Below are 14,433 nucleotides of genomic sequence, written 5' to 3'. Positions count from 1 at the left end.
CATGTCCGAAACCTCCCGTTCGCAAGCCCCCCTGCACCGTGACGCCCCCGCCGGGCCCGCCACGGCGGCCGCCCCGCGGGGCACCGGGGTCCGGAGGACCGCCCTGGGGGTCAGCGAACTCGTCCAGGCGGCGCTGCCGCTGATCGCCGAGTGGCTCCCCACCCAGCGCTGGTACGCCGGGAAGGGCCGGCCGATCACCGGCCTGGTCCCCCTGGTCGGCACCCCCCTCCAGGTCGGCGACCCCGCCCTGCTGCACCTGCTCCTCCGGGTCGAACACGCCGCCACCGCCGGCGCGCCGCACGGCGACCTCTACCAACTGCTGCTCGGCATCCGCTCGCAGGGCCCGGCCGGCATCGAGCCCGCCGCGGTCCTCGGCCGGCTCACCCAGGGCCCGTACGACGGCGCGGCGCTCTACGACGCGGTGCACGACCCCGAGCTCACCGGGCGGCTGCTCGAGCACCTGGCCACCGGCGACCGGTTCGGCTCGCTGTCCTTCCGCCGCACCCCCGGCTCCGGACTCCCCACCAACCTGCCCGGCCGCGCCTCCACCGCCGAGCAGTCCAACAGCTCGGTCATCTACGGCACCTCGTACATCCTCAAGCTGTTCCGCCGCGTCCACCCCGGCACCAACCCCGACCTCGAACTGTCGCTCGCGCTCTCCCGGGCCGGCTCGACCCGCATCCCCCGGGTCGCCGCCTGGTTCGAGAGCCGCCTGGAGCGCGCCGAGCCGGCCACCCTCGGGCTGCTCCAGCGCTACCTCCCCGAGGCCGAGGACGGCTGGGAGCTCGCCCTCGACCAGGTCGGCCGGCTGAAGGGCGACCCGTCGCCGGGCAACTTCGCGATCGAGGCGCACCGGCTCGGCCGGGCCACCGCCGAGGTGCACCGGGTGCTCGCCCGCTCGATGCCGGTCGCCCGGCTGGACCGCACCCAGACCCGGCAGCTGGCCACCGCGATGGCCGACCGGCTGGACAGCGCGGTCGCCGCCGTCCCGGGGCTGATGCGCTACCGGGGCGCGCTGCGCTCGGCCTTCCAGCAGCTGGCCGACGCCCACCCGGACGGCCTGCCGGTCCAGCGGATCCACGGCGACCTGCACCTCGGCCAGGCGATGCGCACCCCGCACGGCTGGGTGCTGCTGGACTTCGAGGGCGAGCCGGCCAAGTCGGTCGCCGAACGGCGCGAGCCGCAGACCGCGCTGCGGGACGTCGCCGCGATGCTCCGCTCCTTCGACTACGCCGCCGCCCACCTGCTGGCCGGCGGACCGCCCGACCCGGAGCTGGCGCACCTGGCCGCCGCCTGGGCGCAGCGCAACCGCACCGCCTTCTGCGCCGGCTACACCGCGGGCGGCGGCACCGACCCGGCCGCCTCGCCGGAGCTGATGCGCGCCCTGGAGATCGACAAGGCGGTGTACGAGGTGGTGTACGAGGCCCGGCACCGGCCGAGCTGGCTGCCGATCCCGCTGGCCGCGATCAACCGGCTGGCGCTCACCGTCTGACGTCCCTCGTTCCTCCGCCCCGCTCCAAGAGAGGTCCCCGCCGTGACGCCGCTCGACCCGCCAGGCCGCACCACCCGCTCCGTGCCGGCCACCTTCCTGGCCGGCACGGACTCCCCGAAGCGTGAGCCCGCGACCGTCCGGCGGGCCGAGCCGGTCCCCGCCGAACCCCTGCGCTCCGAGCCACTGCCCGCCGAGCCGCTGCCCGCCGCCGAACCGGCGCCCGTCCCGGGACCGGCCCCCGCCCCGGAGCCGGCGCCCGCCGGAGCGCTGCGGCTGCCCGAGGCGCCGCTGCCGCCCGGCGAGGTGGACCGGCTGGTCGGCGGCCAGCACCACGACCCGCACGCCCTGCTCGGCGCCCACCCCGTGCACGGCGGCACCGCGATCCGGGTGCTCCGCCCGTTCGCCGAGCGGGTCGTGGTGGAGACCGGCCAGGGCCCCGTCGAACTCACCCACCAGCAGGGCGGACTGTTCACCGGCCTGCTCGCCGCCCCGCAGGCGCCCGACTACCGGCTGCTGGTGAGCTACCCCGGCGGTGAGCCGATCCGCCAGCACGACGGCTACCGCACCCCGCCCACCCTCGGCGAACTCGATCTGCACCTCATCTCCGAGGGCCGGCACGAGCAGCTCTGGCGGGCCCTCGGCTCGCACCCGCGCACCGTGGCCGGCGTGCCCGGCACCGCGTTCGCGGTCTGGGCGCCGAACGCCGTCGGCGTCCGGCTGATCGGCGACTTCAACCACTGGGACGGCACCGGTCACCCGATGCGCTCGCTCGGCTCCTCCGGCGTCTGGGAGCTGTTCGTCCCCGGCCTCGGCGAGGGCACCCAGTACAAGTACGAGATCCACACCCGGCAGGGCTGGGTCCTGGACAAGGCCGACCCGCTCGCCCGCGCCGCGCAGGTCCCGCCCGGCACCGCCTCGGTCGTCACCGCGTCCACCCACCGCTGGCAGGACGGCGAGTGGATGGCCCGCCGGGCGCGCACGGCGCACCACCGCGCCCCGATGTCGGTGTACGAGCTGCACCTGCCGTCCTGGCGCCCCGACCTCACCACCTACCGCGCCATCGCCGCCGAACTCCCGATGTACTTGAAGGAGTTGAACTTCACCCACGTGGAGTTCATGCCGGTCATGGAGCACCCGTTCGGCGGCTCCTGGGGCTACCAGGTGTCCGGCTACTACGCCCCCACCGCCCGGCTCGGCAGCCCCGACGACTTCCGCTTCCTGGTGGACACCCTGCACCAGCACGGCATCGGCGTCATCGTCGACTGGGTGCCCGCGCACTTCCCCAAGGACGACTTCGCGCTCGCCCGCTTCGACGGCGAGCCGCTGTACGAGCCGGCCGACCCGCAGCGCGCCGAGCACCCGGACTGGGGCACCCTGGAGTTCGACTACGGCCGGGTCGAGGTGCGCAACTTCCTGGTCGCCAACGCGGTCTACTGGTGCGAGGAGTTCCACGTCGACGGCCTGCGGGTGGACGCCGTCGCCTCCATGCTCTACCTCGACTACTCGCGCGACAGCGGCGCCTGGACCCCCAACCGGTTCGGCGGGCGGGAGAACCTCGACGCGGCCGTCTTCCTGCAGGAGATGAACGCCACCGTCTACCGGCGCTGCCCCGGCGTGATCACCGTCGCCGAGGAGTCCACCGCCTGGGACGGCGTCACCCGGCCCACCGACCAGGGCGGCCTCGGCTTCGGCCTCAAGTGGAACATGGGCTGGATGCACGACTCCCTGGTCTACATGAGCAAGGACCCGGTGCACCGCAGGTTCCACCACAACGAGATCACCTTCTCGATGGTGTACGCCTACTCGGAGAACTACATCCTGCCGATCTCGCACGACGAGGTGGTGCACGGCAAGCAGGCGCTGGTCGCCAAGATGCCCGGCGACTGGTGGCAGCAGCGCGCCAACCACCGCGCCTACCTCGGCTTCATGTGGGCCCACCCGGGCAAGCAACTGCTCTTCATGGGGCAGGAGTTCGCCCAGGGCGCGGAGTGGCACCACGAGCAGGGCCCGCAGTGGTGGGTGCTCGACGACCAGTGGCCGGCCCACGAGGAGCACCGGGGCGTTCGCCGGCTGGTCGGCGACCTCAACCGGTGCTACCTCGACACCCCGGCGCTGTGGGAGCAGGACACCACCCCGGCCGGCTTCCGCTGGCTCGACGGCGGCGCCGCCGAGGACAACCTGCTCTCCTTCGTCCGCCACGCCGCCGACGGAACCCCGCTGGTCGCCGTCTGCAACTTCTCCCCGGTCGTGCGGCACGCCCACCGGGTGGGCCTGCCGGAGCTGGCCGGGCGCGACCAGTTGTGGGAAGAGGTCCTCAACACCGACGCCACCGAGTACGGTGGCAGCGGAACCGCCAACTCCCTTCCGGTGAAGGCGGATGCGTCCGCGTGGAACGGGCAGCCGCGCAGCGCCGAGCTGGTCCTGCCGCCGCTCGCGACCATCTGGCTCCGCCCGGCATGACGTTCTAGGCTCCCCGGCTGAGACGTCGACAGCGGGCGGGGGGCCTTCTGTGGGATTGGTGCTGGGCTGGGGCTACGTTCTGCTGCCACTGGCCTGTTGGGCCGCACTGGCCCGCACCCGGGCGGTCGGGGTGGCGGTCGCCGCCGTCCTGGCCGCCCTCGCGGTGGTCCCGGTCGGCCTGGAGCGGGGGTGGTTCCACAGCCGGGCGATCGCCGAGTCCCAGTCCGGCTACCCGCTCGCCGCCGGGCTGGTGGTCCTGCTCGGCACGCTGGCCGAACGGCGGCTGTGCGGACCCCGGCCCACCCGGGGGTCCGGACAGCCCGCCGCCGGGGCCACCATCGTGATCGCCGCCCACTCCCTGGTCGGCCTCGTCCTCGGCCTGCTCTACCAGCTCGCCGTCCACGAACCCTTCTCCCCGGAGCGCTCCGAGCTGTCGCTGCCGCCCGGCCTCTCCGTCCGGCAGGACAGCGGCCCCGACCGCAGCTGCGGACTGCACGCCTGCCGCCGCGACCTCGCGATCGTGAGCGCCGACGGCCTGCCCGGCGCCGAGGCCGCCCGCCGGCTGCGCGTCCGGCTGGCCGCCGACGGCTGGACCCCGGGCCCGGGCGGCTGCCTGGTCCACCGGCACGGCTGGCTGCTGGACAAGCGGATCACTCAGCTGTTCCTCATCGAGCAGCCGGACGGCGTGACCGTCCGGCTGGTCGGCCCCGACCGCACGCCGTAGGGCGTGTCCGGTGACCTTCGGCCCCTTGCCGCGAGCCGTCCCGTTCTGCTCGCGGACGGGCGTTCACGGTGCGAAGGTATGGTCGATATGACCACTTCCTGAGACGACGGGACGGAGAGAGCCACGTGGCGCGCAGCGTGTACGTGACCGGGATCGACCGCGGGGACGGCCGCCAGGCGGTGGAACTCGGTGTCATGGAGCTGCTCACCCGCCGGGTGGACCGGGTCGGGGTGTTCCGCCCCCTGGTGCACGCCCATGCACCGGGCGAGGCCGGCTCGGACCACGTGGTCGAGCTGCTGCGCGCCCGGTACCGGCTGGACCTGCCGGCCGCCGAGCTCTACGGCCTCACCTACGAGGAGGCCGCCGCGCTGCAGGCCGCGCACGGCCAGGACGAGCTGGTCTCGGTCCTGGTCGACCGCTTCCACGCGCTGGAGCGGCGCTGCCAGGCGGTCCTGGTGCTGGGCACCGACTTCGCGGACACCAACATCCCCGACGAGCTGGCCTTCAACGCCCGGCTGGCCAACGAGTTCGGCGCCGCCGTGCTGCCGGTGATCGGCGGGCACGGCGAGGACGCCGACACGGTGATCGCCGAGGTCCGCAACGCCCACCGCGCCTACACCGACCTCGGCTGCGAGACCCTGGCGATGATCGCCAACCGGGTCGCCCCGGCCGCCGAGCAGCCGGTCCAGCGCAAGCTCACCGAGAAGCTGCCGATCCCCGCCTACGTCATCCCCGAGGAGCCGGGGCTGGCCGCGCCGACCGTCGCCCAGCTGGTCGACGCCACCGGCGCCGAGGTGCTGCTCGGCGACGCGGCCGGCCTGGCCCGGGACGTCCGCGGCTTCGTCTTCGGCGGCGCCATGCTGCCGACCTTCCTGGACGCGCTGACCGAGGGCGCGCTGGTGGTGGCCCCCGGCGACCGCGCCGACCTGGTGATCGGCGCGCTGGCCGCGCACGCCGCCGGCGCCCCGCCGATCGCGGGTGTGCTGCTCACCCTCGGCCTGCGCCCCGGCCCGAACGTGATGGCGCTGGCCGCCCGGCTCGCCCCCGGAACCCCGGTCGCGGTCGTCCCGGAGGGCAGCTGGCTCACCGCCGCCGCGCTGACCCACCTGGAGGGCAAGCTCTCGACGGCCAGCCCGCGGAAGGCCGAGATCGCCCTCGGCCTGTTCGAACTGCACGTGGACACCGACGAGTTGACCAAGCTGATCGAGGTCGGCCGGTCCGAGCGGGTGACCCCGATGATGTTCGAGCACGAGCTGCTGGAGCAGGCCAGGGCGACCCGCCGGCACGTCGTGCTGCCGGAGGGCACCGAGGAGCGGGTGCTGCGCGCCGCCGAGATCCTGCTGCGCCGCAACATCTGCGACCTCACCCTGCTCGGCGACGCCGACGCCGTCCGCCGCAAGGCTGCCTCGCTGGGCATCGACCTGCCGGCCGAGATCCCGGCCGCCGACCGCGCCCAGGTGCGGATCGTCGACCCGGCCACCAGCCCGCTGCGCCGCCAGTTCGCCGAGCTGTACGCGAAGCTGCGCGCGCACAAGGGCATGACCGTCGAGCTGGCCCTGGACGTGGTCACCGACGTCTCCTACTTCGGCACCCTGATGGTCCAGGAGGGCATCGCCGACGGCATGGTCTCCGGCGCGGTGCACTCCACCGCCGCCACCATCCGGCCCGCCTTCGAGGTGATCAAGACCTCGCCGGGCGCGTCCATCGTCTCCAGCGTCTTCTTCATGTGCCTGGCGGACAAGGTGCTGGTGTACGGCGACTGCGCGGTCAACCCCGACCCGGACGCCCAGCAGCTGGCCGACATCGCCATCCAGTCGGCCGCCACCGCCGCCAAGTTCGGCGTCGAGCCGCGGGTCGCGATGCTCTCCTACTCGACCGGCACCTCCGGCTCCGGCGCCGACGTCGACAAGGTCCGCAAGGCCACCGAGCTGGTGCGCGAGCTGCGCCCGGACATCCTGGTCGAGGGGCCGATCCAGTACGACGCCGCGGTGGACGCGCACGTCGCGGCGACCAAGCTGCCGGGCTCGCCGGTGGCCGGCCGGGCGACCGTGCTGATCTTCCCGGACCTCAACACCGGCAACAACACCTACAAGGCGGTCCAGCGCTCGGCCGGGGCGGTTGCCGTCGGGCCGGTGCTCCAGGGGCTGCGCAAGCCGGTCAACGACCTGTCGCGCGGCGCGCTGGTGCAGGACATCGTCAACACGGTGGCGATCACCGCCATCCAGTCGCAGGAGCGCGGGTCCCAGCCGCGCGGTGAAGGGGGCACGGCATGAGTGGCGGCACTCGGGTCCTGGTGCTGAACGCCGGCTCCTCGTCGGTGAAGTACCAGCTGATCGACATGCTGGACGGCGACCGGCTGGCCTCCGGGCTGGTCGAGCGGATCGGCGAGGCCGGCGGCCGGCTGGTGCACACCCCGCGCGGCGGCGCGGAGCGGGAGACCGTCCAGGCCTTCCCCGACCACGGCGCGGCGCTCAAGGCGGTCTCCGAGGAGCTGTCCGCCGACGGCCTCGGGCTGGACTCCCCCGAGCTGGCCGCGATCGGCCACCGGGTGGTGCACGGCGGCCTGCGCTTCACCGAGCCGACCGTGGTCACCGACGATGTGCTCAAGGAGATCCGCCGGCTGATCCCGGTGGCGCCGCTGCACAATCCGGCCAACATCACCGGCATCGAGGTGGCCCGCGCGCTGCGGCCGGACCTGCCGCAGGTGGCCGTCTTCGACACCGCCTTCCACGCCTCGATGCCCGAGCACGCCGCCCGGTACGCGATCGACAAGGCGGTGGCCGACGAGCACCGGGTCCGCCGCTACGGCTTCCACGGCACCTCGCACCAGTACGTCTCGCGGGCCACCGCGCGGCTGCTCGGCAAGGACCCGGCCGAGGTCAACGTGATCGTGCTGCACCTGGGCAACGGCGCCTCCGCGTCGGCGGTGAGCGGCGGGCGCTGCGTGGACACCTCGATGGGCCTGACCCCGCTGGAGGGCCTGGTGATGGGCACTCGTTCGGGTGACATCGACGCGGGCGTGGTCTTCCACCTGCACCGGGTGGGCGGGCTGTCGATCGACGGCATCGACAACCTGCTCAACCGCCGCAGCGGCCTGCTGGGCCTGTGCGGCGACAACGACATGCGCGAGATCATGCGCCGCGCCGACGAGGGCGACGCCGACGCGAAGCTGGCCTTCGACGCGTACATCCACCGGCTGCGCAAGTACATCGGCGGGTACTACGCGGTGCTCGGCCGGGTGGACGCGATCGCCTTCACCGCCGGTGTCGGGGAGAACGCGGCCCCGGTGCGGGCGGCCGCCACGGCCGGGCTGGAGGAGCTCGGCATCGCCGTCGACCCGGAGCTCAACTCGGTACGCTCGCGCGAGCCGAGGATCATCTCCCCGGCGCTGCTGCCCTCCGGCGGCAGCGCACGGGTGGCCGTCGCCGTCGTCCCCACCGACGAGGAGCTGGAGATCGCCCGGCAGGCCTTCGCCCTGGTGCACCGGTCGTCCGAAAACTGACCCCCCGTCGTCTCGCTCCGCGGACTCCCGGGCGTCGTTTCCTCTCCATTCGGGCCGAATGCACCAATAACACGAACGGATAGACTGATCGATATGCGCCGAGCGAAAATTGTCTGCACCCTGGGTCCCGCGACGGACTCCTACGAACAGCTCAAGGCCATCGTCGAAGCGGGCATGAACGTCGCCCGACTGAACATGAGCCACGGCTCCCACGCGGAGCACGAGGAGCGGTACCGCAAGGTCCGCCAGGTCTCCGAGGACACCGGCCGGACCATCGGCGTTCTGGCCGACCTCCAGGGTCCCAAGATCCGTCTGGCGACCTTCGCCAACGGCCCGGTGACCGTCGACAACGGCGACGAGTTCACCATCACCACCGAGGACGTCCCCGGTGACCAGCACATCTGCGGAACCACCTACAAGGGCCTGCCGGGCGACGTCAAGCCCGGTGACCCGGTCCTGATCAACGACGGCGTCATCGCCCTGGAGGTCGTCAGCGTCGACGGCCCGCGGGTGAAGACCGTGGTCGTCGAGGGCGGCGTGCTCTCGAACAACAAGGGAATCAACCTCCCCGGCGCGGCCGTCAACGTGCCCGCCCTGTCCGAGAAGGACAAGGAGGACCTGCGCTTCGCCCTGCGTCTGGGCGTCGACATGGTCGCCCTGTCCTTCGTCCGCAACGCCGCGGACATCAAGGACGTCCACGCGGTCATGGACGAGGTCGGCATCCGGGTGCCGGTCATCGCCAAGATCGAGAAGCCGCAGGCCGTCGAGGCGATGGAGGAGATCGTCCTCGCCTTCGACGCGATCATGGTGGCCCGCGGCGACCTGGCCGTCGAGTACCCGCTGGAGCGGGTGCCGCTGGTCCAGAAGCAGCTGATCACCCTGGCCCGCCGCAACGCCAAGCCGGTCATCGTCGCCACCCAGATGATGGAGTCGATGATCCACGCCTCGCGTCCGACCCGCGCCGAGGTCTCCGACGTCGCCAACGCCATCCTGGACGGCACCGACGCGGTCATGCTGTCTGCCGAGTCCAGCGTCGGCAAGTACCCGGTCGAGACCGTCCGCACCATGAGCCGGATCTGCGAGAAGGCCGAGGAGGAGCTGGTCTCCCAGGGCCTCCAGCCGCTCAACCCGGGCCGCAAGCCGCGCACCCAGGGCGGTTCCATCGCCCGCGCCGCGTGCGAGCTGGGCGACTTCCTGAACGGCAAGGCGCTGGTCGCGTTCACCAAGTCCGGTGACACCGCGCGCAGGCTCTCCCGCTACCGCTCGCCGATCCCGGTGATCGCCTTCACCCCGGACCACGCCACCCGCAACCAGCTCTCGCTGAGCTGGGGCGTCGAGGCGCACGTGACCGAGCAGGTGGAGACCACCGACGAGATGGTCGCGCAGGTCGACCGCGAGCTGCTGCGGATCGGCGAGCTGGGCGAGGGCGACACCGTGATCGTCACCGCCGGCTCCCCGCCCGGCATCCCCGGCAACACCAACATGGTCCAGGTGCACCACCTGGGCACCCGCAAGGCCTGAGGCAGCGCGGAACACGCCCGTGGGGCGGTCCCTCCGGAGGGAGGGGCCGCCCCACGGGCGTCGGGGGGCGGGCTCAGGCGTTCCCGGGGTAGGGCTGGTCGTCGTTGGACAGCCGCATGCCGGGGATCTTCAGGGTGCCGCCGAACTGACCCGACTGGATCGCGGTCACCCCGGTCAGCTCGATCCACAACGGCAGCTGGAGCTGGCCGATCAGGTCGTACAGCCACTGCGGCAGCGGGCCGTCGGGGGTGAGGGTGAGCTCGCCCAGGTCGATCGGGACCGGCAGGCCGAGCACCTTGGACAGGTGGCCGGAGAGCCGTTCCACGTACATGACGACCGGGCCCTTGCGCATGGTCGAGACCGAGCCGGGCGCGCCCTTCACGTGGAAGGTCTTGCCGTTGCCCTGCAGCGTCGACATGTGCAGGTTCTCGATGTCGACGCTCTCCACCTCGAACTTCAGCACCCGCTTGGTGCCGGTGGGGGTCCGGACGTCGACCACGCCGAGCAGCACGGCGTGGTTCAGGGCGAGCCGGGTGGTCTGCAGGGTCCAGTTCTGGTCCGGGACCAGGATCGGGTTGTCGGCCGGCTTGCCGTTCGGGGCGAGCGCCTTGGTGTCGACCAGGCAGTTCGGGTCCTTGGACGGGGTGGCCGAGGGGCTGCCGGACGCGGTCGGCTTCGCGGCGGAGGCCGCGGAGCCGGAGGCGGTGGCGCCGGCGGACGGCTTCGCCCTGCTGGACGCGGTGGCGGAGGGCGTCGTCGACGCGGCCGGAGCGGTCGGCGTCGTCGACGCGGCCGGTGCGGTCGGCGTGGGCGTTCCCGGGGTGGCGGAGGGCGTGGGCGCCGCACCGCCGGTCGGCACGGCCGTCGGCTCGGTGGCCGGGGTGCCGGCGGCGGGGGGCTCGGTGGCCGGCGCGGGGGCGGCCGGGGCTGCGGCACGCACCCCGGCGGACGGGCTCGCGGTGGCGGTGGGGCTCGGCGAGCCGCCCGGGGTGACCAGGCGGGTGACGCCGCCGACGAGATCGTCGATGAGGCCGGCCCGGACGACGCCGCCGTCGGGGGTCGCGCTCGCCCCGGCGGTCGGGGTCGCGGTCGCCGTCGCGCCGGCCGTCGGCTCGGGCACGGCCGTCGGGGCGGCGGTCGGGGCACCCGTCGGCGCGGGCGTCCCGGTGGCCGGGGCCTCGGGCAGCGGCACGGACGGGCCGGGGATCGGCGGCGGCAGCTCGCCCCTGGGCACCGGCGTCTCGGCCACCGCGGGCGGCTGCGGCACGCTGTCCGGGGCGGTGGCGCACGGCTTGCCGGCGGTGGACTCGGCGATCGCCGGGTTCGGCGTGTAGGCGGCGGCCATCAGCAGCGCGGTCGGCACCGCGGCCATCGCCAGCGCCCGGCCGCGCAGCCGTGCCCGGACCGGTGTGCGGGGCGCCGCGTGCCGCGGCGAGCGCTGCGCCGGGGCCTGCGGGAGCTCCTCGCGCGGCTCGCTCACCGGGCCTCCTCGGGCGCCGCGGCCTGCTGCGCCGGGACGGTGCCCCCGGCGGCGGCCGGGGGCGCCTCGCCGGGCTCCTCGGCCGCGGTGGCGGTGGCCGTCCCCCCGTCGGGCGCGGCGGCGACCGCGGCCTCGGCCCCGGCCTGGTCGGTGGCCTGGAACGGCGCCCAGGCGATCATCAGACCGCCGCCGATCAGACCCGGCAGGATCGACATCCCGAAGCCGCCCAGGTTGGAGACCGGGATCGAGACCAGAGTGAGCAGGGTGGTGGCGATGCCCGCGAACACCCGGACGACCGGCTGGAACCAGGCGGTCAGCCCGAGCACGACCAGCAGCACCCCGATGATCAGCGAGCCCGCGCCGGCCGTGGTGGCCATGGCGAGCGTCATGCCGTTCAACGACAGGTTGGCGTACGGGAAGTACATGATCGGGACGCCGGCGAGGACGGCCAGCAGCCCGCCGTAGAACGGCCGGGAACGGCGGAAGTCACGGAACGCCCGACGGACCCACCTCAGGGGGTTCTCGCGTTCGGCGGGCCGCGGCTCGGCAAGGGTGCTGGACACGGAGCAGCTCCTCGATGGTGTGACGAGGTGAAACGGAAAGGGGGAGCCCGGGGACGGCGGCCCGTGCGGCCGCCGTCCCCCGCCCCCGACCCGCCGTCAGGCGGTCAGCCGGTCAGCCGAGGAACCGGCTCAGAAGCACTCGTGGTCGCCGTCGGTGTAGAGGTTGAGCTTCAGGCCCTTGAGCTTGAAGGTGCCCGCCGAGGTGGCCCACGCGGTCTGCTTCACGCCGTACAGGTCGGCGGTCTCCGCGGCCTGGGCGAACCCGGTCTTGCCGCTGGGCAGGCCGGAGCCGAGCGCGGACTTCCAGTTCTTGGTGGCCTCGCCGGTGAGGGTGGAGGCGTCCTGGCCGATGTTGATGTGGCCGAACTCGGCGTCGGCCTCCAGGGAGTCGAGGTCGATCAGCAGGTTCCCGGCCTGGACCTGACGCGCTTCGTCCTCGCTGTCACCGGCCTCCAGGCGGAGGGTGACCTTCGGGAGCTTGAAGGGCAGCGGGATCACGTTCGGGTCGGTGACCAGCGACTGGCACATCCCCTTGATCCGGGCGGTGTCGAAGGCCGAGACCGCGACCGGGTGGGTCGTCTTGTCGGTCTGGACGTCGATCGAGCCGAACTGCGCGAAGTTGGTGCCGTGCAGCTCCTTCGCGGAGACCTTGAACTGCTGGCCCGAGATGCTGAACGAGGCGGCGAGCGCGCTGTTCGCCAGTCCGACGCCGACCGCGGCGGTGGCCGCGAGGCTCGGCACCATCACCAGGGCGAAGCGCTTCCAGCGGGTCTTGCCGTAGGTCTTGGACATGCGAGTCCTCCTTCTGGGACGTACATCTCCGGCTCCCCGGTGGCGGATGCCGCACCGATGGGGGCCTGGGATGGGAGAGAGCTACGTCCTCGGTAGCGGAGAGCGCCGTGGCGACACGGGCGGTCCCCCCGAGCGACAACCGGCGACCGCGCGGGCAGCGCGGCCGTACGAAGGACAGGAACCGCCGTGGGAGCGGATACCCCCCTGCCCTCGCGCCGGCGGCAGGACCGCCGGCCGCCCGGTGGGGATCCCCTCCTCCGGGTCCGCCGACCGGCTGCCGGCGGGGGTCGAAGTGTGGGGACCGGGCGTGCCGATGCTGCTCGAATCCCCGGCGAAGCACAAGAGGTTGCATTACTGACGGGTAATCCCACACGCGCACGAATGATCATGAAATCGGCACCCTGGACACGCAGCGTGACGAAATGGAGGATTCGTGAGGGCGAAACCCCTAGGAAACGGCAGCGAAACACCCATGGACGATCACATGTCGTGACCGTCCATGGGTGTTGTCAAGATTTGGTAAACCTCAGAGACGATGACCGTATTGTCGCCAAATCACCAGGCGGCACCGCAGGTCATCCGGCGTGTCACCCGACACCCCGTCAGAACAGCACCCGGGCCAGCGCCTGGCGCGCCGCGGTGACCCTCGGGTCCTCCGGGCCGATCACCTCGAACAGCTCCAGCAGCCGCAGCCGGGCCGCGTCCCGGTCCTCGCCGAAGGTCCTGCCGACCGTCGACACCAGCCGGCCGAAGGCGTCCTCGACGTGCCCGCCGACCAGGTCCAGGTCGGCCGCCCGCAGCTGGGCCTCGATGTCCTTGGGGTCCGCCGCGGCGGCGGTCCGGACGGCCTGCAGGTCCAGTCCCTCGATCCGCTGCAGCAGTTCGGCCTGGGCCAGGCCGACCTTGGCCTCGGCGTTGCCCGGCTGGTCGGCCAGCACGTTCCGGTAGGCCTGGATCGCGCCGCCCAGGTCCCCCTGGTCGAGCGCGTCGTGGGCCGCGGACAGCGCCGGGTCCTCCGGGCGGCGCGGGGCGGCGGCCTCCGCGCCCTCGACGGGCGCGCCGCCACCGGTGCCGACGATGCCGAAGCGCTGCTCGGCGACCAGGATCAGCTGGTCCAGCACCTTGCGGACGTTGGCCTCGTTCTCGGCGCCCTGGAACAGCGGGACCAGCTGGCCGGCCACCACGGCCATCACGGCCGGGATGCCCTGGATGCCGAACTGCTGGGCGATCAGCTGGTTGGCGTCGACGTCGATCTTGGCGAGCACGATCCGGCCGGCGTACTCCTCGGCCAGGCGCTCCAGGATCGGGCTGAGCTGCTTGCAGGGCCCGCACCACTCGGCCCAGAAGTCGACGACCACCGGCACCTCGGTGGACCGCTGGACGACCTCCACCTCGAAGGTGTCCTCGGTGACGTCGACGACGAGCGGGTACCCGACCCCGGCCGGGTCGCCCCCGGCCGCATCTCCGGCGGCCGCCTGGCGGGCCCGCTCGGCCCTGGCCTGCTCGGCCTTCTGGGCAGCCTCGCCGGCTGCCTTCACCGCGGCGAGGTCGACCGCACCACGCAGGGCGGCACTGTTGAGACGAGAATTCCGTGGCTGCATGGCACCATCCTCCCCCGCCCGCGCCGCTGGTGGGCACCAACCTCCCGGAAAACGCCCCGCGCGGGCTGCGCGGTGCCGATTCCCGGGGTGGCGGAGCCACTGCCCGATAGCCTGAACCGTTCGGCGCGGATCCCCATCCGCGCCCGCGCCGCTCCCGTCCCACGGGGACACAGCGCCTGGTCGTCGCTTTCGCTACGAGTCGTAGCGTAACTGGAGCCGGGGCACCCGCCGCAACCCCTGCCGAGCCCTGCCGGACGTGAGCTGGGCCACTTTCCCGCACAGCCCGGCTGACCTGGAC

General features: G+C 73.3%; 10 protein-coding genes. 6 read left to right on the top strand and 4 right to left on the bottom strand.

The window, feature by feature from the left end:
• The first annotated feature begins 1 nt into the window (after position 1).
• The 6 genes from ACFU9E_RS26250 (at position 2) to pyk (ending at position 9,699) form a co-directional block, all read left to right on the top strand.
• Positions 2 to 1,492: a phosphotransferase gene (locus ACFU9E_RS26250; RefSeq protein ID WP_380683445.1), complete on the top strand. Its 1,491-nt coding sequence runs from the start codon at positions 2 to 4 to the stop codon at positions 1,490 to 1,492.
• A 42-nt stretch (positions 1,493 to 1,534) separates the two neighbouring features.
• Entirely contained in the window at positions 1,535 to 3,952 is a 2,418-nt protein-coding gene (glgB, locus tag ACFU9E_RS26245) for a 1,4-alpha-glucan branching protein GlgB (RefSeq protein ID WP_380683444.1), read from the top strand.
• 49 nt (positions 3,953 to 4,001) lie between these two features.
• Positions 4,002 to 4,676 (top strand): hypothetical protein, encoded by a 675-nt coding sequence (locus ACFU9E_RS26240; protein WP_380683443.1) that lies wholly within the window; start codon positions 4,002 to 4,004, stop codon positions 4,674 to 4,676.
• Positions 4,677 to 4,801: 125 nt separating this feature from the next.
• Positions 4,802 to 6,949, top strand: a complete 2,148-nt coding sequence (gene pta / locus ACFU9E_RS26235) for a phosphate acetyltransferase (RefSeq protein WP_380683442.1) — start codon at positions 4,802 to 4,804, stop codon at positions 6,947 to 6,949.
• The gene (locus ACFU9E_RS26230) at positions 6,946 to 8,178 is read left to right on the top strand and encodes an acetate kinase (RefSeq protein WP_380683441.1); all 1,233 of its coding nucleotides are present in this window, start codon (positions 6,946 to 6,948) and stop codon (positions 8,176 to 8,178) included. The genes pta and ACFU9E_RS26230 overlap by 4 nt, the downstream gene beginning before the upstream one ends.
• A gap of 93 nt (positions 8,179 to 8,271) precedes the next feature.
• A complete protein-coding gene (pyk, locus tag ACFU9E_RS26225) occupies positions 8,272 to 9,699 on the top strand; it encodes a pyruvate kinase (RefSeq protein WP_380683440.1) in 1,428 nt (475 codons plus the stop codon).
• Positions 9,700 to 9,772: 73 nt separating this feature from the next.
• Here pyk and ACFU9E_RS26220 read toward each other — a convergent pair whose 3' ends face one another.
• The 4 genes from ACFU9E_RS26220 to ACFU9E_RS26205 form a co-directional block, all read right to left on the bottom strand.
• Positions 9,773 to 11,179: a hypothetical protein gene (locus ACFU9E_RS26220; protein WP_380683439.1), complete on the bottom strand. Its 1,407-nt coding sequence runs from the start codon at positions 11,177 to 11,179 to the stop codon at positions 9,773 to 9,775.
• Entirely contained in the window at positions 11,176 to 11,742 is a 567-nt protein-coding gene (locus ACFU9E_RS26215; protein WP_380683438.1) for a DUF6114 domain-containing protein, read from the bottom strand. Before ACFU9E_RS26215 ends, ACFU9E_RS26220 begins: the two co-directional genes overlap by 4 nt.
• 129 nt (positions 11,743 to 11,871) lie before the next feature.
• Positions 11,872 to 12,534: a DUF6230 family protein gene (locus tag ACFU9E_RS26210; protein ID WP_380689580.1), complete on the bottom strand. Its 663-nt coding sequence runs from the start codon at positions 12,532 to 12,534 to the stop codon at positions 11,872 to 11,874.
• A gap of 602 nt (positions 12,535 to 13,136) precedes the next feature.
• Positions 13,137 to 14,135 (bottom strand): tetratricopeptide repeat protein, encoded by a 999-nt coding sequence (locus ACFU9E_RS26205; RefSeq protein ID WP_380689582.1) that lies wholly within the window; start codon positions 14,133 to 14,135, stop codon positions 13,137 to 13,139.
• Positions 14,136 to 14,433: the final 298 nt, after the last annotated feature.

Origin of the sequence: Kitasatospora sp. NPDC057595 (genome assembly GCF_042800875.1) — a bacterium.
Taxonomy (GTDB): domain Bacteria; phylum Actinomycetota; class Actinomycetes; order Streptomycetales; family Streptomycetaceae; genus Kitasatospora.
This window is presented reverse-complemented; position numbering and strand designations above follow the sequence as displayed.